Here is a 20,010-nt window from a genome sequence, read left to right on the forward strand (position 1 = left end):
CTCGCCCGACTCTCGCTGCCCCCGCGTGCGCCGGCGCATTCGATCGCGCGATGATCCACAGACGCATCTGCATTTCAATGGACATGACCGCTTCAATGGATAAACGGCAAGGGAGCGAACACCAGAGATCCTCGAAGGACCTGTAGATTTCCCGGGCGTCAGGTGTTTCCCCAATTACCCATCATGCATTTCACTAAAAAGCAGCTTGCACTCGGGGTTGTCGACACGCGAGATTGCGGCGATGCAGCAACTCAACACAAGACACCTCGCAACGCTCTCCCTCGTCGCGCCGGGCATCGGGCTCTCCCTGCTGCTCACGGCATCGCCGGCGAGCGGAGCGACGTACGAGGTGGGTCGAGGCAAGCCGTATGCGAGCCTCGAGGCGGTCGCCCCTCGCCTCGCTGCCGGGGATGTGGTCGAGGTCCATGGAGACGCGACCTATTCAGGGGATATCACCTTCAAGAAGTCCGGAACCGCGTCGAAGAAGATCACGATCCGCGGAGTTCGCGTGAACGGCCGTCGCCCTGTGCTATCGGGCGGCGCGAACACGGTGGTCTTCGGCGGAAACCATTACGTCTTCGAGGGCTTCGACATCACGCGGGGCAGGAGCCGCTGCGTGTTCAACCGCGCGCACGACGTGACGATCCGCGACACGGTCGTGCACGATTGCCCCGGCCACGGGATCCTCGGCGCCGACTCGGGGTCGGGCTCGCTGACGCTGGAGTATGTCGAGGTCTACGCGTCCGGCAGGGGCGACACCAGGCACCCCATCTACATCGCGACCGACGAGGAGACGTACCCCGGCTCGGTGTTCCGCATGCGGCACTCCTATGTGCATGACGGCCATGGCGGCAACAACGTGAAGAGCCGCGCGGAGCGGAACGAGATCTATTACAACTGGATCGAGGGCGCGAAATACCACGAGATCGAGCTGATCGGGCCCGACGGCCAGGCCGAGGGGCTCGCGCGCGAGGACTCCGACGTGGTCGGCAACGTCTTCCGCAAGACCGGCAAGCACTTCGTGGCGCGCGTCGGCGGCGACGGGACGGGGCAGACGTTCGGTCGCTTCCGGTTCGTGAACAACACGTTCCTGCTCGCCCCGGGGTCGAACTCGGCGATCCGGATGTTCGACGGCATCGAGAGCGTCGAGATGAGCAACAACGTGTTCTACCGGGTCGGCGGCGGCGGCGTGGACGTCTACGTGGACCGCTCGGCGAGCTGGGCGGCGGGCAGGGCGCTGATCTCGGGCGCGAACAACTGGGTGCCGGCGGGCTCCTCGGCCATCCCGGCGAGCTGGACGGGCACGGTGCGCGGCACCGATCCGGGGTTCGCGAACCTCGGCGCGCTGGACCTCCGCCCGTCGGCGCGCAGCCCGCTCGTCGACGCGGGCTCCAGGAAGACGGCGAGCCCGTCGGGGTACCCGTTCCCGCGTCCGCTCGCCGCGCCGCAGTTCGCGCCCGAGCGGGGCGTGCGCGCGCCCGGCGGGGCGCCGCGGCGGCCGGCCGCGGGCGCGATCGACATCGGGGCCTACGAGCACGGGACGGCCATCGCCGCGACGGCCCTGGAGTTCGCGGGGAACGTGGGCGCCTGGGACGATCTGGATGACGCCGAGCGCGCGGGCGACGACGTCCGGGACGAGGACGACGACGCCGCGGCCCCCTGGTGCGACACGGAGGACGACATGGACGGCGACGATGCGGCAGAGCCTGCGGGCGCGCCGGTGGTGACGTCGCGGAGCAACGCGGACGCTCCTTGCAACCGCGTTGCTGGATCGTGCAGCTACGGCGGGGCGCTCGCGGGCGGTCCGTTCGCGGGCACGGGCGCCGCCCTCGCCGCGGCCGCGACGCTCCTCGGGGCAGCGCTCCGGCGGCGCGCCGGCCGGTCCAGGGGCTGACCCGCAGCGCGGGTGCGCGCGACGACCGCGCGCCGATGTCCCCACCTACGACCCTCGCGCGCGCGACGACCGCGCGCGCGACGCTCCTCCCACGACAAACGCGCGCCCAACGCTCACGCGCCCGACGCTCACGCGCCCGACGCCCTCACGCACGACGCCCTGGCGCGCTCGCCACAGAGCGGCGGTCGCCCGCACAGGAGACGGGCCCAGATCGGCGTTTTCGGCGCGCAGGCGTACGAAAGGACGCCGAGCACCGAAAACGCCGAGGTGGGCCCGTATCCGAAGCGGGCGACCGCCGCTCTACCGTTCGTTGCGGATGATGGGGGGCGGCGGCTCCTTCGGCTTCACCGACGTCGTGGCAGGAGGAGGAGGCGGGGGCGCGCGGCGGACGGTCCACGTGGGCCGCTTGCTGCTCGGCGGCTCTTCCTTCTCCTTCTCCTTCTCCTTTTCCTTCTCCGGCGCCGCGGTCTGCACGAGCGGGGCGACGAGGCGCACGGACACGTCCGACGGCCCCTGGGCAACGGAGTACGGCTGGAACCCCTCCTTCTGCACCGTCAGCCGGCGAGGCGCGTCGCGCACCTTCTCGTTCTCGATCGAGAGCTGGAGCGGCGTCTGCCCGAGCGACTTGCCGTCCTCCAGGACGTCCGCGCCCGACGGGATCGAGTCGAGGATGAGCACGAACGTCGACGAGCCCTTGTTGTCGCCGGGAAGCGCGGCCGGCGCGGACGTGGGCGCCGGATCGGCCGCGGCCACGGGCGTGGGCGGGGGCTCCGCGGGGCTGCGGGTGAAGACGAAGGCGAGCCCCGCCACGACGACGGCGCCGAGCGCGGCGAGGATCGCCGTCTTCTTTCCCGAGCCGGGCCGCGCGTCCTGCGCGCCCGCGCCGCCCTTCGCGTCCGTCGCCGAGGTCGTCGCGGCGCCCAGGGACGTCCCCACGCCGGAGGTGCGGCCGCTCGCCTCGTCGTCCGTCGGCGCCGGGAGCGTGACCGCCTCCTTGAGCGCCTGCATCGTCGACGAGCGCGACGAGATCTGCACGCCGGGCAGCGACTCGAACGACGTGATCTGCGTCGAGCCGAACGCCGTCGCCACGCCCATGCCGCGCGCGCACTCGCCGAGGCCCTGGATCAGCGCGTCCATGGTCGCGGGCCGGCCGTCCGGATCCTTGGCCAGGCAGCGCATCACGAGCGCCTCGAGCGGCTCGGGGATGTCGATGTCCGGGTTCCGCTCCTTCATGCGCGGCACCGGCTGCTGCAGGTGCGCCATCAGGATCTGGATCGACTTCTCGGACTCGAACGGCACCTTGCCGCAGAGCATCTGGTAGAGGATCACGCCCAGCGAGTAGATGTCGGTCCGCAGATCGACCTTGCCGTGCGAGATCTGCTCGGGCGACATGAAGCGCGGCGAGCCGAGGAAGGCGCCCTGCTGCGTGAGCTCCTCCGAGTCGTCACCGAGCTGCTTCACGAGGCCGAAGTCGAGGATCTTGACAGCCTCCTCGGCGTCCTCGTTGGAGACGAGCATGATGTTCGACGGCTTGAGGTCGCGGTGGACGACGCCGTGCTTGTGCGCCTCGCGCAGCCCGCGCGCGATCTGCCGCGCGATGCGCATCGCCTCGGGCGGCGGGAGGCGCCCCTGCCGGCGCACGCGCCGGAAGAGCGTCTCGCCCTCGAGGAACTCCATCGCCATGAAGTACCGCTCCTGATCATCGGCCTCGATCTTGCCGTAGTCGAAGACGGTGACGATGTTCGGGTGCTGCAGGCGCGCGAGGATGCTCGCCTCCAGGAAGAAGCGCTTGTGGAAGTTCGGGTCGAGCTGCCGCGAGGCCTGGTTCGGGATCAGGACCTTGATCGCCACCGGGCGCCCGAGCGGGATCTGCTCGCCGCGGTAGATCGTCCCCATGCCGCCGGTCGCGAGCATGGAAAGGATCTTGAACTTTCCGTTGAGCACCTTCCCGAGCAACGGATCGATCGGCTCGCTGCGCGCTACATCATCGACGACGTTTTCGTTGGCACTCATATGAACTCCGTCGCCTTCCCCGTGCGGGCGCGGGCGAGCCCTCCCCTCGGTATCGATGCCTCGCGATGCGTGAGCTTGGACCTCATGATCGTGGGGGGCTTCGGCGCGTGGGGCCGTCCGGGCAGTCTAAACGGAAGAAAAGTCCTTGGCGACCTTTCCTCGATCGTCCCGTGCGGCAGGCCGTCCGCCCTGTGCGGCGGCCGCTGCACCGTGCGCCGAGCGCCATAGCCCCGATCCAGAGGAACCGCCAGTTGCTGGCATCCCGTGTCTGCATCCCACCTCGGTCCCACGCAGATCCTGCTCGCAGGATACACGGCTCCGCGTCCAGGTGATCCCCTTCCGCGCGCGCCTCTGCCGCGCGCCGCCCTCGCCGCGCGGCGTCGGACGCCGCCCACCTTCTCGCCCTCCCCGGGGGCGGCGGGGTAAGGAGAGCCGCATGCGACCCGATCGCGCCCTCTTGCGCTGGTGGAAGGGAAGAGAGTACAGGCGCCTGCTCGACGAGGCGGCCTCCGCGCTCGCCGCCTCCCGCCACGCCGACGCGGAGGTGGCGTGCGCGCGGGCGCTCGGCCTCGCCGAGGTGATCTACGGCACCGACGACGCCGAGCTGGCGGCGCCGCTCTACGCGCTCAGCTCGGCGCAGCTCGCGCAGGGCCGGCTGGACGAGGCGCGCGCGAGCTCGGCAAGGGCGATCGCCATCGCCGAGGCGGCCGGGGCGGACACCGACCCGCCGCTGCCGAGGCTGCTCGAGCAGCTCGCCGCCATCCTGGAGCGGCAGGGCAAGAGCGACGACGTCGAGGCGCTGTTCCGCCGGATGCTCGCGGGCCACGACCGGACGCGGGAGCCGGATCCGGTCGAGCTCGCGGCCCTGCTGAACCGGCTCGGGCTGCTGCTCGGCCGGAAGGGGGCGCGCGCCGAGGCGGCGCCGCTCTTCCAGCGGGCGATCGCGCTGCGCGAGGCGGCGCTCGGCGGAGGGCACCCGCTCGTCGCGGAGGCGCTCTACAACGCGGCCACGTTCCTCGAGGAGGATCGCCCCGTCGCCGAGCGGGAGGCGATGCTCCGGAGGGCGCTCGAGATCGCCGCGGCCGACCCGGCCGTGGACGGGGCGCTCCACGCGTCGATCCTCCACAACCTGGCCGCCGCGCGCGAGGCGCTCGGCGACGCGGGCGAGGCGGCGTCGCTGTACGAGCGCGCGCTCGCCGCGCGGGAGGCGCTCGTCGGGGGCGCGCACCCGTCGCTCCGCCCGACGCTGGTCCGGCTCGCGCAGATCCACCACGCCGCGGGGCGGCCGTCCGCGGCGCTGCCGCTCTACGAGCGGGCGCGGGCGATCGCCGAGGCGGAGCTCGGCCCGGATCACCCGGTCGCGGCGGCGATCAAGGCGTGGATCGAGGAGGTGCGGAGCCGGAGCTAGGGGGGATCGCCGCCCTCGCGCCAGCGCTCGACGAGCTCGGGGAGGACGGTGGACGCCATCTGGAACAGGTGCGCCATGTGGTGCTCGGCGGTGTTGCCCTGGTACCCGCGGACGTGGAGGTCGCCGACGCTGGCCTCGGTGGTCGGGACCATCCGCTTCTCGAGCTTCCTCGAGACCGCGCCCTCGGCCGCGCGCAGGCGCAGGTGCGGCGGCGCGTCGCGCGAGATCGACCGCTCGACCGGGCGCCCTGCCGCCCTCTCGAGCAGGTAGCTCGCCGTCGCGCTGGAGCTCGCGTAGGAGCCGGGGTCGATCTCCGAGTGCGTGATCGTGAACAGGATCTCGCCCGAGGCGGCGCGCTGCGCGGCGCGCGCGAACGAGGCGAGCTGCGGCGTGTTGAGGCCGCTCTCGTGCCAGGGCGCGAGGCCGCAGTGGATGCCGTCGGTGACGAGGATGGCGTCGAGCGACGCGAGGTCGCGCCGGCGCTCGAGGATCTTCGCGACCGCGCCGTAGCCGGCGCTCCACGAGGAGAGCGCGACCCGGCGGAGCCGCGGGCTCGGCAGCCCGCGCCGGGCGAGCGCCCGATCGATGTCCGCGAGCAGGCGCTCGTAGGTGCCCGGCGCCGCATAGCTGTCCTCGTAGGCGCCGGAGCTGACGCCGAGGTTGATGACGGCCACCGCGGCGTCGAGGCCGGCGACCTCGGCGCTCTCGCGGACGAGCTGGGTGTTGCCGTGGAAGTGGACGAGGAGATCGTAGCTCGACCCGGCGGGCGTGAACGTGACGGGCGTGAAGAGCACGCCGCCGCGGATCGACGCGTACCCGTCGTGCCGGATCGCGGGCGGCGGCGTCGCCGCCTGGGCGCGCTCGGGCTGCTGGGGCGCGACGTGCTGGGGAGCGGCTTGCTGCTGGGGAGCGGCGGCGGACGCCTCCGCCCCGCCGCCCTCGCGCGCCGGGCGGGAGGCCGGGCTCAGGGCGCGGCTCGCGGGGACCAGCGCGTGGCCCGCGGGCGTCGCGGCGTGCAAGGCGGCGACCGCGGCGGCCGGCACCCGCGCGGCGATCTCGCGCGCGGTGATCAGGACGACGGCGATCAGGGTCGCCGCGACCAGGACCGCCGCCCCCAGGGCGCGCCGCCTGCGCGCGCGGCGCTCGGCCGGCGACGGCGGGGACCAGGCGCCAACCGGCGCGACCTCGCCCAGGGGGAACGACGCCGGCACGTGCAGCGCCGGATCGAGGCCGAGCGGGAGGCCGCGATCGAGCGGATCGGACGCCTGGGCGAACGGCGGCGGGCCGAGCGAAAGGCCGCGCTCGCCGGGCGGCTCGTGCTCCAGGGCGACCGGCGGCGGCGTGGGGGTCGGCGAGAGGTCCGCAGGCCACCTGTCAGCGCGCACGTTTCCCTTCATTTCGATCCCCCTCCTTACATCGGGGACGCCACACCCGGCCCAGGCCGCCCAGGCGCTGCTTCGTGCTCGTGAGCGCGTTGCACTGCCGGCACCGCGCTGACTCTCTGCTCGTGCCGCGAGCCCCAGGCGTCAGGGCTGCCGGAGGATCGACCAGCACGGCATCAAGCTCAAGCGGCAACCGTGCCGCACGCGCATATTTAAGCGCGGCCGTAATACCCTGTCTCCTGCTGGATCACGCGGGAGCAGGTGCCTCGGACAGGGGAGCGAGGAAGCGGGAGGGATGTGCCCGGGCTGTGCCCGGATGCACAGATGAGGCGCGAGCGGCGAGCCGAGCGCGCTGGTGACGTAACGCGCACTTGCGCCCCTCCGCTGTACCCAGCAAGGTGCACCGCGCTTGCTCTCCCGCGAGGTCCGCTTCCTGATCGCAGCGACGCTGCTCCACGCCGCCATTCCGTTCATGGCGTGGCTCGCGGGCGATCCGGCCCCGACGTTCGTGGCTCGCTCGAGCGGCGCGTACCGCGAGGTGGAGATCGAGGTGCAGCCCGTGGCGCCGCCCGGGCCGGAGCACGCGGAGGAGCGCGCCACGACGCCGCCCGCGCCCGAGGAGCCGGAGGCGCGGCCGCGCGACGACGCGGCGCCGCCGGTCCCTGGACGGACAGCGCGCCGCGAGCGGCGGGATCTGCCGGAGAGGGCGCCGCAGGAGGCGCCGGTCGAGCCGGGAGGAGGCCCCGTCCCGCCCGAGGCGCCTGCGGTGCCGGCGCCCTCGACCGGGCACGACGAGTACGGCGGCCCGCCGAGCGCGGACGGGCGGCCGGGCGTGGCCGGGCTCGGCGGGGTGCCCGTGTGGCAGCTGCCCGGCGTGCTGCCGGAGCGCGCGGCGCCGCCGCCCGCGCCGACCGCGCCGCCTGCGCCGCGCGAGACTCCGGCCGACAAGGCCGGCGAGGTGCTGCGCCAGGCGATGCGCGACCGGGACAAGACGATCGGGCTGGACTTGCCGGCCGCCGGGACGATCGCGTCCGTGGTGGCGGACGCGGTGCGCGCCGCCGCCGATGCGCCCGCGACGGTGCGCGTGGTGTTCGAGGTGCACCTGAGCGGCGCGGGCCTGGTGCTCGGCGTGCGCGCGCGGTCGTCCTCGGCCGGCGCCGCGGCGGTGTGGGCGCAGGTGGCGCGCGAGGCGGCGGCGCTGCTCGCCGGGCGCGCGCTCGCGATGACGGCCGCGTTCGCCAAGGGCGCGAAGGTCTACGTGACGGTGAGCTCGTCGGAGAGGATGCCGAGCGGCGCGACGTCGAGCGGGATCCAGCACCAGGGCGCCGGCTTCGGGTTCGATATCTCCGACATCGGCGCGCGGAAGCATCGCGTGATCCAGTCGAGCTTCCACGTCGAGGCGCTCGACTGAGCTGAGAGCACGCCGGCACGGGGCGTGACGCCCGCGGCAGGCCCGGCGCGAGGAGGGCCGTGGTCACCGGCAGGGCCATCGGCCGCCATCGAGATAGAGCGGCATCTCCATGCTGTTGAAGTTCCACGCGTTCGCCTGCTCGCAGAAGAGCGACCTGTCGGTCATGTGACCCGAGTAGGGATCGTCGTACTCCACGTGGAACACGGCCTTTCCGTTGGCCACGAAGGTATCGAAGAGGATCTCGCACTCGTCGTACTCGAAGCACTGCTCGTTCAGCGTCCAGTCGAAGTACGGCCACAGGTCCTCGGCCTGCTCGACGTTTCCCTTGAGCCCGACGGACATTCCCATCGAATGGGCGAGATCGGCGATGAATCGGTTGTAGGCGATCTGGTCCTCGTAGGTGAGCGGGAACCCGGTGTCGTTGGCATAGCCGTCGACCTCGTCGGGCTCGATGGCGTCGAAGCCCTTGTCCTTGCAGACCTGGAACCGGGCCTGCATGATCGGCCCGAGGACGTCGATCCGCCGGATGTCGAGCCAGAACGAGCCCTCCCAGTGGTGATCCGGGTTGCCCTTGACCGACTCCGGAAAGTCGCCGGCGTCCGATCGGTAGTCCTCGAACGCGCCGACGTCGACGTAGCAGATGACCCTGGCGCCCCTCGCGTGGAGGGCGGCGACCGTCTCCTCCGGCGTGTGCTCCCAGTCGAGGTCATAGACCGTGGGAGGTGGTGTATCGAGGGGCGCTCCGGTGGGATCGACCAGGCCCATGTCCTTGGGATCGTTCAGATCGAGGGGGTGGCTGAGCAACCAGTGCCACGACGTCTCGAGCGCCGGGATCCAGAGATCGGGGCCGCCCCCTGAGGCCGTCGACGAGCTGGTCGCCGAGGCGCCAGTCGTCGCGGAGCCGGCCGTCGCGGAGCCGGCCGTCGCGGAGCCGGCCGTCGCGGAGCCGGCCGTCGCGGAGCCGGCCGTCGCGGAGCCGGACACCGAGGCCGGCGCGCTCGAGCGCTCGGGCGCGTCGTGGCCCATGCCTCCTGCGCCGCCCGCCTCGGTGCCGGCATCGCTGCACGCGACAAGCGCTGTCGAAAGGACAGGGATCAGCGACTTGACTACCACAGGACACGAACGATGCATGATGACGCTCCTCTCCTCGCTCCGGAGCTCGACCGCTCCGACATGGGTGCATCGGCGCCCACCCGGCACACCGCGGTGCCCCGATCGAAAGCCTCTCTTCAGAAGCGACATGAGGAAAGCACAAATCGCGCAAAGAGCGAGTCTTTGCTCTCCTTGACGTCTCTCTTTGCGTCTCCCGTGCCTCCATGGCGGCACACCAGAAGCCCAGGTTCTAGCTGGAGCGGATTGTTCGAAGCTTCGAACTTTCATTTTGCAGGTGGCGCGCGTGGAGGAAGCGCGCGTAGCCGATCTCGGCGGCGTTCTTCGTGAGCTCGACGTTGACCCACGCGACGACGTCACCGAACGGGCGGTCCTGGAAGGGCCATCGTGTTCGCTGCGGCGATCGCAGATCGTCGTCGGTGGCCCGCTCGAGCGCCCCTCGCCACCGTCCCTGTAGCCCGCCGAGCCACGCGCGCACGCAGTCGGCGCTGCCAGGCCACGTCACGTCCTCGCGGGCGAGGGCTCCGGCGCCGAACGAGTGGTCGAGCACCATGGACCACCAGAAGCCGAGATGCCACGTCAGCCACGCGATGCTCGGCGGGCCGAGATCATACCCCTCGTGCTCCGGCCAGTCGGCGCGCCACGCGCCATCGGCGGCCCGATGAACGTGCAATCCCTCGTCCGCAGGGCGCCACAAGCACTCTTCGGTGCCGAGCCCGTCGAGGTGATAGCTGGTGAGCTGCCACGCAATCTCGAACTGCCGGATCAGGTAGCCACGAGCTTCGCCGGCCACGGGTTGATGCGGGGCGGCAGGACCGTCGTGCTGCATGGTCGAGGGCCTAGCACCGTCGCCCAGGCCCGTCCCTGGTGCGTCGCGGAGGAGCCCTCGCCGAGGAGGGCCACAGCCCCGCCTGGCCCCCCCCGGACAGCCCTCGTCCTCCCCCGCCCCGCGCCCTCAGCCCACCGCCGCTCCCCGCGGCGTCGCGATACCGCTTGAACGTGTGCTGGCCCCAGGTCTATTCATGCCAGTGGACGAGCGCGCCTGCACGCCTGCTATGGAGGACGCGCCGTTCGATCACGAAGGCCGCCACTTCACGCTGAAGGGGGTCGTCGGGAAGCCGAAGCCATTCCGCAGGACACGGCCGATCGTCATGAGCGCCTCCAGGTCCGCCGTCGGCAGCGATCTCGGCGTCCGCGCCTGCGCGTTGTCGCCCAGGCGCGTGGCGCATGTCACGCCAGGGTGCAACATGTCACGTGACATCGCCCGCCGGGGGCGGTGGCGCGCTCGAGGCCTCCTCGCGCCGCGGAAATGAGCGCCCGGGCGCCCCCGCCGGGAGCAGCGCCGCCGCTTCCGGCGCTGCTCGACCTGCCAGCGCGCCGTGACATGTCACACCCGCGGGCCTCCTCCTCGGCCCGCGGGCTCGCAGGAACGGCCGTGATTCCGCTCTATCTGGGCCTGGCCCTCGGGTTGCATTGACAGGGGGGTGCGCACGGGGGCGAGGCCTCGGCGCGCCAACAGCACAGCGGCCTGACGCCATGGGCGCTCGGGGCGCGAGGGGGGGCGCTGGCGTCTCTGCGTCTTCCGGGGCGGTCCGAGAGGCACCGCCCGCGCCGTCGCGCGTCCCCGCCTCGCGGTGACTCGAGGCCGTCGGTGCTCTCGCGGAAACCAGCAACAGGAGCTCAGCCGGGCGCCGCGAGCCGCCCCGGCAGCTCACCTCGGCAAGAAGGACCCCTGGACATGCACCCTCTTTCTTCGACATTCTTGAGCGTCGCGCGGAACAATCGTTCGGAGCGACGGCGGCTGCTCAAGACCCACGGCAAGCACGGGCTCGTCTCCGGTCGTGTGGGGGTGGGCGTCGAGGCCGGCGTGACCCTGCCCGTCCTCGATGCCATGGCGCATGCGCTGTCGCCCGACGTCGACCTCGGGGACTGCTTCCTGGTCGCCTCGATGCACCTCCTGCAGGACAGCGACGCCGTCCTGCGCAAGCTGGAGCGCTGGGGGCTCGATCCCCGGAACGCCGTCGTGCTCGGCAAGCCGTACTCGACGAATCTCAGCGTCGTCGCCTGTCTCCTCGACCGCGGCTACACGGTGCACAGCTCGAGCTATTCGATGGACGAGCGGCTCCCCCTCGGCCAGGCGCTGGAGGCGGCCGCGATCGACGCGCTGACCGCGACGGTCGCCAGGTGGGCGAAGGCCGGCGGCCGGCGGAAGATCCTGCTCGTCGACGACGGCGGCAAGCTCATCCGCGTCGCGCACGACCATTTCCGCGGGCTCGTCGACGTGTTCGCGTCGGTCGAGCACACCTCGCGCGGGATCTTCGAGCTGGAGAGCACCGATCTGCGGATGCCGGTCGTCGACGTCGCGCGCTCGTGGACGAAGAGGAACGTCGAGTCGACGTACATCGGAGAGAGCGTCGACGCGCACCTGGAGCGCCGCGTCGGGCGCATCGACCCGAGCAAGACGGCGCTCGTGGTCGGCTACGGCGCCATCGGCAAGGCGGTGGCGGCGTGCCTCGGGCGGCGCGGGATCGAGGTGCTCGTCCACGATCCCGCGCTGCGAGGCGGCGCCGACGCGCCGTACGAGCGGCTCCTCGAGCGGGCCGACATGGTGTTCGGGTGCAGCGGCAGGACGACCCTGGACGAGGCGCACTGGCCCCATCTCAAGGACGGCGTGTGGCTCGTCAGCTGCTCCTCGCTCGATCTGGAGTTCGCGGCGTGGAAGATCCGCTCCCAGCCGCGCCCGCCGGAGCTGGTCGTCCGCCGGGACGGGTCGGATCTCGAGCACGGGTCCCTCCGGGGACAGGAGCTCTTCCTGGGCGATCGCGAGGACCCGTCCCACTACTGGTATTGCGTGAGCCTCGCCGGGCGCGTGGTCCACCTCGTGAATGGCGGCTGCCCGGTCAACTTCACCGGGGCCGGGGTCTCGCTCCCTCACGCAAAGAGCGATCTCACGGTCAGCTTGCTCCTCAGCGGGATCGCCCAGGCCCGCAATGAGCAACGGATCGGGCTCGTTCCGCTCGGCGACGAGGCACAGCGGATGTTGATGTTCCTGCACAGACGCGCCATCGGCCTCGGGCCGGACGGCGCCGACGCCGGGCTCGGCGCGCACGAGGGTGGCCAGCACAGCGCCACGGAGAAGGCAGACCCGGCCCCCTCTCGCGCAGCGGTCGGGTCGGCAGCGCGATGACCCGCGTGCGGCCCTGGAGCCGCGTTGACGCAGCGCGGCCCCGGGGCTAGACGCGGGAATCACGGAGCCAGGATGAGCCGCACTTCGCTCGGGCCTCCCGGGGCCGATGCGCGCACCGAGCTGCGCACGCTCGCTCGTCTCGCGCTGCCGATCACCCTCGCCCAGCTCGGCCTCGTGTCCATGGGCCTGGTCGACACGGCCATCATCGGCCGCGACTCGGTGCAAGATCTCGCGGCGATCGGGATCGCGCGCTCCATCGTGTTCGCGTTGACGGCGTTCGGGATGGGGATCGCGTTCGCCCTCGAGCCGCTCGCGGCGCAGGCGATCGGGGCCGGCCAGCCCGCGCGGGCGTGGGGGGCGCTCCGGTCGACGATGCGTGCCTGCGCGCTCCTCACGGCGCCGAGCGTCGCGCTGTCGCTCGCCGCGACGCTGCTGCTCGAGCCGATGGGCGTCGAGGCCGCGCTCATCCCGCGCGTGCGCGCGTACCTGGTCGGCCACGCGCCCGGGTTCCTCCCGTTCCTCGCGTACATCGTGTACAGGACGTTCCTGCAAGCCCACGGCGAGACGCGGCCCGCGCTGGTCGCCGCGATCGCCGGCAACGTCGTCAACGCGGCGATGTGCGGGCTGCTCGTCCGCGGCGACGACATGCTGGAGTGGCTGGGGGTGCCGCGGCTCGGGCTGCCGCGCCTCGGCCCCCTGGGCGCGGGGCTCGCGACGAGCGCGGGGAGCGTCGTGCTCGCCGCGATCGTCGTGGCCTCGGCGCGGCCGCGTCGCCCCGCGTCCGCGCGCGAGCCCGTCGCGGCCGGGACGATCTTCCGGCTCGGCGTGCCCATCGGGCTGCACCTGTCGGTCGCGGGCGGCGCCTTCGCGCTCCTCGGGATGATCGTGGGGCGCCTCGGGGCGCACGCCGCCTCGGCCCACCAGATCGCGATCGGGCTCTCGAGCTTCACGTTCATGGGGGCGCTCGGGGTGGCGGGCGCCACGTCGGTGCGGGTCGGCCACGCGATCGGCGCCGGCGCGTCCCCGCGGCGCTCCGCGCTGCTCGGCCTCGCGCTGGGGACGTCGGTCATGGCGTGCGGCGCGCTCGTGTTCTCCCTGGCCCCGCGCGCGCTCGTGGGCCTGTTCACGTCCGACGCGGAGGTCATCGACATCGGCGCGCAGCTCCTCCACGTGGCCGCGCTGTTCCAGCTCTGCGACGGCGTTCAGGTGGTCGCGGCCGGGGCGCTGCGGGGCGCAGGGGATGTGCGGCTGCCGTTCCTCGCCAACATCGCCTCGCACTGGCTGGTCGGCTTTCCGCTCACGCTCCTGTTCGGGTTCGCGCTGAGCCTCGGCGCAACGGGGCTCTGGTGGGGGCTCACGACAGGGCTCGTCACGAACTCGATCGTCCTCGTCATCCGGCTCCTGCGCCTCACGAGACACGATATTGCACGGGTCGCATGAGCGGCCGGAGCAGCGCGGCCCGCGCGCGGGGAGGCCGCACAGGCTCGCGCACGCCATCGCCGGCGGTCTGCTCGCGTGTGCGCGTATCCACCAACACCGCACCTCCGGGGCGGACAAAAGCGCCGTGATTACCGGGGCTTCTGGATGCGGCTCAACAAAATGAGCCAACCATGGCTTCGAAAACGCTCCTTTCAGCACGACGCTCGAGCATTTTTGCCTCGCGAGGACCGGAGCTCATTGCTATTCATAAACACATGATGACGAAAGCCAGTCTCCTTGGATTGCTGAGCGCATTCTCCGTCACTTCGCTGTTCTTCGGCTGCAACGATGAGTCGATTGGCGGTAGCTCCCAGGCGCTCATGGCCGAGTGTGTGGACCCAGGCGACGCGCTCCCGCCGGGCGAGTGGGTGTGCGGCGAGGACGAGGTCGTGGAGTGCACGATGGCGCACGGCGCGTACGTCGAGACCATCTATGCGCAGCTCACGGCAGGCACCTGCGCCGACACGACGGTGACGGTCTCCGCGCCGGGGCCATTCGCGCTCGGAGAGCACGAGATCGTCGTGACCGCGGAGGCGGAGGGCTCCGTCGAGGCGAGCGCGTCGCTCTGCACCTCGAAGCTCGTCGTCGTCGACACGACGCCGCCCGAGGCGACGGACAGGCGTCCGGAGCTCTGGCCCCCGAACCACAAGTTCCACACCATCACGGTGGACGACTGCGTGGAGGTGAAGGACGCCTGTGACGACGAGGTCGAGGTGACGTTCACCTACGCGGCGAGCGATGAGCCTCGCAACGACACGGGCGACGGCAACACCGAGGTCGACATCGCGAACCTCGGGTGCGGCTCCGTGGATCTCCTGGCGGAGCGGAAGGGCAACGGCGACGCGCGGATCTATACGCTCGGCTTCCGCGCGGTCGATGCTTCAGGCAACGTGACCGAGGGCGAGTGCCACGTCATCGTGCCCCACGATCAGGGCGGGAAGGCGCCGGTCGACAGCGGGATCGCGTACAAGGAGGACGCGCCCGCCTGCGCGACCCGACCCAGGTTGGACGCGACCCGACCCAGGTTGAGTCGCCGCGACCCGACCCCGCCGCGACCCGACCCAGGTTGAGTCGCCGCGACCCGACCCAGGTTGGACGCGACCCGACCCAGGTTGAGTCGCCGTTCGGGTTGGCCCAGGTTGGGCAGCACCAAGCTGGCGGACAACCTGGCGGCCGCCACCCGCCGAACGGGGCAAGTCCTTGAAATAATTCCCCCTGAGCCCCGGCACGGCATTTGTCAGTGTTCGCCGGCCATGAGCCAGCCCCGCGAGATTGCAGCCGGCGCCACCTACCTGATCACCCGCCGCGTCCTGCGCCGGCATCTGCTCTTCCGCCCAGATGCGGCCATCACCCAGCTCCTGATCTACGCGCTCGCCGTGTCGACCCGCCGCTACGGCATCGAGGTCCATGCGCTGTGCGCGATGTCATCCCATCTGCATGTCATCGTGACCGATACGCAGGGCGTCCTGCCGCGCTTCTTGCAATTTTTCCATCGCATCGTCGCGCTCGGGACGAAGGTGCTCCGCCAGTGGGAGGGGCCGGTATGGGACCACGAGGCCACAAGCGTGGTACGGCTCCTGACGCGCGCGGCCGTGGTCGAAAAGATCGCGTACGTCCTCGCGAACCCTGTGGCCGCTGGCCTGGTCCAGCATGCACGTGAGTGGCCGGGCGCCAAGGTGGATGTGGGCGAGCTTGGCCACGGTGTGCTGCGCGCCGTGCGTCCCACGGTGTACCTCGACCCGGAAAACCCACAGTGGCCGGAAGAAGTGGCGCTCCCGCTCGCGTTGCCGCCCGCCGTCGAGCGGGACAGCGCAGAGAGCTTCCGCCGTGACGTCGCGGCCGAGCTCGAGCGACAGGAGGCGCAGGCACATGCGGAGATGCAGCGGCAGGGGCTCCATGTTCTGGGCGCCGAGCGAGCCAGCAAGATCTCCCCTTACGAGCGTGCCACGAGCTTCGAATCGCTGCGCGACCGCAATCCGACGTTCGCGGTCGGGCGTGAGCAGGGCAGCGCGAGGCGGATCGCTGCAGCCGCTGTGCGTGCGTTTCGCGCATCGTACCGCGCGGCGCTCGAACGGTGGCGTGCCGGCGTACGCAGCGCTGTATTTCCTGCGGGGACGTGGTGGATGCACACGTTTCACGGCGCCTGCGTGACCGACGCCGTGCTCACGACGTAGTGACTGCGCGGGCTCGATAAAGCGAGAAGGCGAGGCGGTCAGGAGCGGGCGGGAACATCGACGCGTCGTCGTGGGAAACGTCTATCTCTTCGAGGAGGCGGAGTGGGCGGCAGTTCGTTCGCATGACGCTGCGCGGGCGGATTCTCATGCGCCATGCGGTGTCGGGCGCACGCGCAGCGGCGTCTACGGCAGGGGGCGATGGGCTCTGCCAGCTCGGACGCGGCCGGTTGTGCGGATAGACGAACCAGTCGATGCGCAACCCGGGTCGTAGGTCGCAACCCGGATCGAGGATCCAACTCGGGTCGGGTTGTTTCAACCCGGATCGGATCGCGCCGCCGGGTCAACCCGGGTCGGGTTGCGACCCCCAACCTGGGACGGGTCAACCCGGGTCGGGTCATCCCGGGTCGGGTCGCGCCTCCGATACCGCGCCGCGCTCGCCGCGAGGCCGATCCCGAGGAGCGCGAGCCAGCTCAGCGCCGCCGGGATGCCGGCGAGCCACACGAGCGCGGGCAGAGAGGGGCGCGTCGGGCAAGGGCGCCGCGTGCGGAAGCGACAGGCGTGGACCAGCTCGAGCGACTCTGACGCGGCGCGAACCTCGGGCACCTCCGCGGGCAACGCGCGCAGGGCTGCCGACGCCATCATGTACGCCGCGACGGCCACGCGATCGTGCGCCGGCTCCGCCGGGACGTGATCGCGCACGACCTCGAGCAGCCGAGCCGCGCGCTGGTCAGGATCGTGCTCTGCCAGCGCCCCGGCGAGGCGACGCGAGAGCGCCTCGTCGAGCTGGAACGCGCACGCGACGGCGCGGTCTTCCCCGGGCGTGAGATAGACCGTCTCGCCCGCCGCCGTCTGCCGCGGCTCCGAGCCGGACACCTCGACCGGCTTGCGCAACGCGACCCGCGCCCCGCGGACACAGGTCGGGACCTTGGGTGGCGCTCGCAGGTGCACCGACACGTAACGCTGGAACGCGACGGCGGCGACCGCGCCGAGCGAGAGCGAGAGCGCGAGCGCGAGGAGCACGACGACGGCGCGCGCCCTGACGCCCCAGCGCGCGGCGCGGCCCTGACTGGCCCCCGGCGCAGCGCGACCCCCCCCGCTTCCCGGCTCGGACGCCGGCTCGCTCGGACGCGATCTCGGCTCGCCAGAGGGCTCTCGAGACGACATGGCCGCGGGTATGGACAGCCGCGGCGAGGCTGTCAATGCGCTGTCACGGAGGGGGCGCCGCGGCGGCGAGGCGCGCCACCTGCGCCCAGGTGCGGGCCGCCTCGTGATGGCCCGTGGCGGCCGCGAGCCGCGCCAGGAACTGCGCGCACGCCTGCTCGCCGCGGCGGTCCTCGGCCTCGCGGGCACGCGCGAGGGCGCTCAGCGCCTCGAGGAGGGCTCCCTCCGCGCGCCCCGCGGCGGCCAGCGCGACGCCGTGGGCGAGCAGCGACCGCGCCCGCTGCATGGGCGGCGCGTCCGCCTCCGCGGCGCGCCGGAAGCGCCGGAGCGCATCCTCCTTCGCGCCGCGCCCGAGCGAGATCAGGCCGCCCATGCGCTCCACCAGCGCGGGGTGCTCGCCGATGCGGTGGAGCTCGCCCACGAGCCGCTCCAGCGTGCGGAGATCCCCCTGCACGAGCGCTTGCCTGGCCAGCTCGGCGAGGCGAGCGGCGACGTCGTTCATCGACAGGACGGGCGACTCCGAGGTCTTCGCGAGCGGATCTCCCGGGGCGCCGAGCGCGGCGGTCCGCTCCTCTGGGAGCGTCAGATCGGCGAGATCTTCGGGCGCCTCGTCCGCGCCTGCGCCCGCGGCCCGCAGCCCGTTCGATCGCGTCGCCCCCGGCGCGCCGTCACCTGCCCCCTCCGGGAGCGCAGCGCCCCGAAAACGCGCGGAGCTCTCCGCCTCCTCGCGGGCCGCACCGGACCCGGGGTGCTCCCGGGCAGGCGGCGCGCGCTGCGGCTCGATCGCGTCGCCGACCACCTCGATGGGCGTACGGTAGGTGGGCGGCTGGCTCGAGCTGCTGTCCGCCTCCCCGTCGTTCGACAGGGGTCCCCGCGAGGTCTCCTGCTCGTCGGCGAACGCGAGCAGCTCGGCCGCCGAGGGCTCGAGCAGCGCATCGCTCGCGGCGCGGGCCGCGCGCGCGGCGAGATCGGCCGCGGCGCGCCGGTCGCCCGCCTGCGCGGCGTGCCACGCGGCGTCCGCGAGCCCGAGCGCGCCCGCGTGGTCCTCGACCACGCGCGCCGCCGCGAGGTGCCACGCGGCGCGCTCGCCCGGCGGGACGGACGCGAGCAGGACGTCGCGCAGCGTGCGCGACGTGAGCTTCAGCCACCCCGGCTCGGGGCGGAACGCCCAGCCGGCGCCGAGCAGCGCCGCCTCGATCGCCGCGACCGTCGGGGCGCCGGTGCCGGCGCACAGGGCGTCGATCGCCGCGTCGGACGCGTCGCCCCCGAGCGTCGCGAGCGCGGTGAGGACCGTGCGGTGGCCGACCGAGAGGAAGCGCAGGCGGCCGACGATCGGGCCGGCCGCGGGCGGCGCCGCGAGCTCGGCCCCGGTCATGGTCCGCGCGGGCGCGCCCCGCCCGGCGCTGCGCCGGCGCGTCCCCACGCTCCTGCCGATCCAGCGCAGCGCGCCGCCCTCGAGGCCCTCGCAGATCAGCTCGCGCAGCGCCAGCGGGAAGGCCGGGGCGCGCGCGGCCCACCTCCGCGCGCCCGCCTCGTCCATGCAGCCGTCGAGGAGGCGGCGGACGAGCTCCTGGGCGCTCGCCGCGGAGAGCGGCCCCAGCGTGAGCGCCGAGGCGGTGGTGATCGCGGTGAGCGGCGCGGGGAGCGGCTCGGAGCGCCCGAGCCGGACCACCGCGCGGAAGCCGGCGTCCATGCCCATCGCGATCGCGATCGCGTCGAGGCTCGCGGCGTCGACCTCACCGGCATCGTCGACGGCGAGCAGGTCGAAGCGGCCGTCCGACGGCGCGAGCCACGAGGCGAGCAGCTTGGCCGCGGTCCACGGCTCGACGCCCTCGCCGGCGAGGAGCCGCGCGAGCGCGGGCCGCAGCCGGTCCGGGAGCGAGGGCGCGCGGCCGCCGCGCCGGTCCGCGCGGGGTACGGCGCGCGCGAAGGCGCGCCGGAGCGCGCCGAGCGGCTCGCGCGAGGCCCCGATCGGCGAGACGAAGAGGCCGCGCGACGGCGCGAGGTGCCGGAGCAGCTCACGGAGGAGCCGCGAGCCGCCGGCGCCCGTCTCGGCGCGGACGATCGCGAGGGAGCCGGGCGGCACGGAGAGCTCCGCGAGCTCGCTGTCCCGGCCGATCAGCGCCGGCGTACACAGGCGCGCCACGCTCTCGAGCACCTGCCTGCGCAGCGGCTGCTGCGCGTCGAGGCGCAGCCCGCGCACCCTGCGCGATCCGTCGATGCCGCGGTGGATCCCGAGGGTCATGAGCTCGCCCGAGAGCACGGCGGGGAGCGCGGGATCGAGGAGCACGTCGCCGGGGAGCGCGATGCGGGCCAGCATGACGGCGACGAGCAGCGGCTGTCCCCAAGAGAGCGCGGAGAAGCGCCCCGCCTCGCCGACGTACGTCATGTCCCCCTGCGCGATGCCGGCTGCGAAGCGCGCATCGGAGGGCACGGTCGCGTCCTCCGCGGCCAGCGCGGAGAGCAGCACGGCCTCCTCGATGTCGTCGGGGGCGAACTCGAAGGAGAAGGTCTGCGCGCTCCAGGCGCACAGGGTGGCGCCGAGCGCCTCGGCGCGCTTCTTCAGCGCGAGCGCCCTGGCGAGGTAGCTCTCGTCGCCGCGCACCGCCCTGCTCGCGTCGCACGCCGCCCTGCTCGCGTCGCACGCCGCGCCCCTGCGGCGCGGCGCCGCCGCGTACGCGCCGCGGCGGGGCCGTGTGGTGATCGCGTCCGTGCTGTCCGGCTGCGACAGGGCCGCGGTTCCTCGAAAGGAGACGACGATGCGCTCCGGCATTGCGGCGAGTGTAGCGGG

General features: G+C 72.8%; 14 protein-coding genes. 7 read left to right on the forward strand and 7 right to left on the reverse strand.

Annotated elements, in window-relative coordinates:
• The first annotated feature begins 241 nt into the window (after positions 1 to 241).
• Entirely contained in the window at positions 242 to 1,894 is a 1,653-nt protein-coding gene (locus WMF31_RS33800) for a right-handed parallel beta-helix repeat-containing protein (protein ID WP_436605896.1), read from the forward strand.
• Between the two features lie 300 nt (positions 1,895 to 2,194).
• Here WMF31_RS33800 and WMF31_RS33805 read toward each other — a convergent pair whose 3' ends face one another.
• Positions 2,195 to 3,907 carry a serine/threonine protein kinase gene (locus tag WMF31_RS33805; protein ID WP_436605897.1) on the reverse strand — a complete coding sequence of 571 codons (1,713 nt, stop codon included), beginning with the start codon at positions 3,905 to 3,907 and terminating at the stop codon, positions 2,195 to 2,197.
• 436 nt (positions 3,908 to 4,343) lie between these two features.
• Between WMF31_RS33805 and WMF31_RS33810 the strand changes: the two genes are divergently transcribed.
• The gene (locus WMF31_RS33810; protein WP_436605898.1) at positions 4,344 to 5,315 is read left to right on the forward strand and encodes a tetratricopeptide repeat protein; all 972 of its coding nucleotides are present in this window, start codon (positions 4,344 to 4,346) and stop codon (positions 5,313 to 5,315) included.
• Here WMF31_RS33810 and WMF31_RS33815 read toward each other — a convergent pair.
• On the reverse strand, positions 5,312 to 6,712 hold the full coding sequence (locus WMF31_RS33815; RefSeq protein WP_436605899.1) for a hypothetical protein: 1,401 nt from the start codon (positions 6,710 to 6,712) through the stop codon (positions 5,312 to 5,314). The two genes, WMF31_RS33810 and WMF31_RS33815, sit on opposite strands and share 4 nt — an antisense overlap.
• A 394-nt stretch (positions 6,713 to 7,106) precedes the next feature.
• Here WMF31_RS33815 and WMF31_RS33820 point away from each other — a divergent pair, with 394 nt between their 5' ends.
• A complete protein-coding gene (locus WMF31_RS33820) occupies positions 7,107 to 8,108 on the forward strand; it encodes a hypothetical protein (RefSeq protein ID WP_436605900.1) in 1,002 nt (333 codons plus the stop codon).
• A gap of 63 nt (positions 8,109 to 8,171) precedes the next feature.
• Here the strand turns inward: WMF31_RS33820 and WMF31_RS33825 are convergent, their stop codons facing one another.
• The 3 genes from WMF31_RS33825 to WMF31_RS33835 all read right to left on the reverse strand — a co-directional run bounded on the left by WMF31_RS33825 (position 8,172) and on the right by WMF31_RS33835 (position 10,467).
• On the reverse strand, positions 8,172 to 9,239 hold the full coding sequence (locus WMF31_RS33825) for an endo alpha-1,4 polygalactosaminidase (protein ID WP_436605901.1): 1,068 nt from the start codon (positions 9,237 to 9,239) through the stop codon (positions 8,172 to 8,174).
• Between the two features lie 211 nt (positions 9,240 to 9,450).
• Complete coding sequence (locus WMF31_RS33830; RefSeq protein ID WP_436605902.1) at positions 9,451 to 10,047, reverse strand: DinB family protein; 597 nt, start codon at positions 10,045 to 10,047, stop codon at positions 9,451 to 9,453.
• Positions 10,048 to 10,293: 246 nt separating this feature from the next.
• On the reverse strand, positions 10,294 to 10,467 hold the full coding sequence (locus WMF31_RS33835; RefSeq protein WP_436605903.1) for a hypothetical protein: 174 nt from the start codon (positions 10,465 to 10,467) through the stop codon (positions 10,294 to 10,296).
• A gap of 489 nt (positions 10,468 to 10,956) precedes the next feature.
• Between WMF31_RS33835 and WMF31_RS33840 the strand changes: the two genes are divergently transcribed.
• The 4 genes from WMF31_RS33840 (at position 10,957) to WMF31_RS33855 (ending at position 16,058) form a co-directional block, all read left to right on the forward strand.
• Positions 10,957 to 12,405, forward strand: a complete 1,449-nt coding sequence (locus WMF31_RS33840; protein WP_436605904.1) for a hypothetical protein — start codon at positions 10,957 to 10,959, stop codon at positions 12,403 to 12,405.
• Between the two features lie 72 nt (positions 12,406 to 12,477).
• Entirely contained in the window at positions 12,478 to 13,845 is a 1,368-nt protein-coding gene (locus tag WMF31_RS33845; RefSeq protein WP_436605905.1) for an MATE family efflux transporter, read from the forward strand.
• Between the two features lie 359 nt (positions 13,846 to 14,204).
• Complete coding sequence (locus WMF31_RS33850; RefSeq protein ID WP_436605906.1) at positions 14,205 to 14,954, forward strand: hypothetical protein; 750 nt, start codon at positions 14,205 to 14,207, stop codon at positions 14,952 to 14,954.
• A 183-nt stretch (positions 14,955 to 15,137) separates the two neighbouring features.
• Positions 15,138 to 16,058, forward strand: coding sequence for a transposase (locus tag WMF31_RS33855; protein WP_436605907.1), 921 nt, complete (start codon positions 15,138 to 15,140; stop codon positions 16,056 to 16,058).
• A gap of 312 nt (positions 16,059 to 16,370) precedes the next feature.
• On the opposite strand, the gene WMF31_RS33860 is transcribed toward WMF31_RS33855, so the two are convergent.
• Together WMF31_RS33860 and WMF31_RS33865 are read right to left on the reverse strand one after the other, a co-directional pair.
• Positions 16,371 to 17,222 (reverse strand): hypothetical protein, encoded by an 852-nt coding sequence (locus WMF31_RS33860; RefSeq protein ID WP_436605908.1) that lies wholly within the window; start codon positions 17,220 to 17,222, stop codon positions 16,371 to 16,373.
• A gap of 43 nt (positions 17,223 to 17,265) precedes the next feature.
• On the reverse strand, positions 17,266 to 19,992 hold the full coding sequence (locus WMF31_RS33865) for a hypothetical protein (protein WP_436605909.1): 2,727 nt from the start codon (positions 19,990 to 19,992) through the stop codon (positions 17,266 to 17,268).
• Positions 19,993 to 20,010 lie beyond the last annotated feature (18 nt).

This window comes from Sorangium sp. So ce1036, assembly GCF_051369805.1.
GTDB classification, from domain to species: domain Bacteria; phylum Myxococcota_A; class Polyangia; order Polyangiales; family Polyangiaceae; genus Sorangium; species Sorangium cellulosum_F.

Bases quoted from the DNA above. Each gene is read 5' to 3' on its own strand.
- WMF31_RS33800 (WP_436605896.1), top strand. From the start codon at position 242: ATGCAGCAACTCAACACAAGACACCTCGCAACGCTCTCCCTCGTCGCG.
- WMF31_RS33805 (WP_436605897.1), bottom strand. From the start codon at position 3,907: ATGAGTGCCAACGAAAACGTCGTCGATGATGTAGCGCGCAGCGAGCCG.
- WMF31_RS33810 (WP_436605898.1), top strand. From the start codon at position 4,344: ATGCGACCCGATCGCGCCCTCTTGCGCTGGTGGAAGGGAAGAGAGTAC.
- WMF31_RS33815 (WP_436605899.1), bottom strand. From the start codon at position 6,712: ATGAAGGGAAACGTGCGCGCTGACAGGTGGCCTGCGGACCTCTCGCCG.
- WMF31_RS33825 (WP_436605901.1), bottom strand. From the start codon at position 9,239: ATGCATCGTTCGTGTCCTGTGGTAGTCAAGTCGCTGATCCCTGTCCTT.
- WMF31_RS33830 (WP_436605902.1), bottom strand. From the start codon at position 10,047: ATGCAGCACGACGGTCCTGCCGCCCCGCATCAACCCGTGGCCGGCGAA.
- WMF31_RS33835 (WP_436605903.1), bottom strand. From the start codon at position 10,467: ATGTTGCACCCTGGCGTGACATGCGCCACGCGCCTGGGCGACAACGCG.
- WMF31_RS33840 (WP_436605904.1), top strand. From the start codon at position 10,957: ATGCACCCTCTTTCTTCGACATTCTTGAGCGTCGCGCGGAACAATCGT.
- WMF31_RS33845 (WP_436605905.1), top strand. From the start codon at position 12,478: ATGAGCCGCACTTCGCTCGGGCCTCCCGGGGCCGATGCGCGCACCGAG.
- WMF31_RS33850 (WP_436605906.1), top strand. From the start codon at position 14,205: ATGGCCGAGTGTGTGGACCCAGGCGACGCGCTCCCGCCGGGCGAGTGG.
- WMF31_RS33855 (WP_436605907.1), top strand. From the start codon at position 15,138: ATGAGCCAGCCCCGCGAGATTGCAGCCGGCGCCACCTACCTGATCACC.
- WMF31_RS33860 (WP_436605908.1), bottom strand. From the start codon at position 17,222: ATGTCGTCTCGAGAGCCCTCTGGCGAGCCGAGATCGCGTCCGAGCGAG.
- WMF31_RS33865 (WP_436605909.1), bottom strand. From the start codon at position 19,992: ATGCCGGAGCGCATCGTCGTCTCCTTTCGAGGAACCGCGGCCCTGTCG.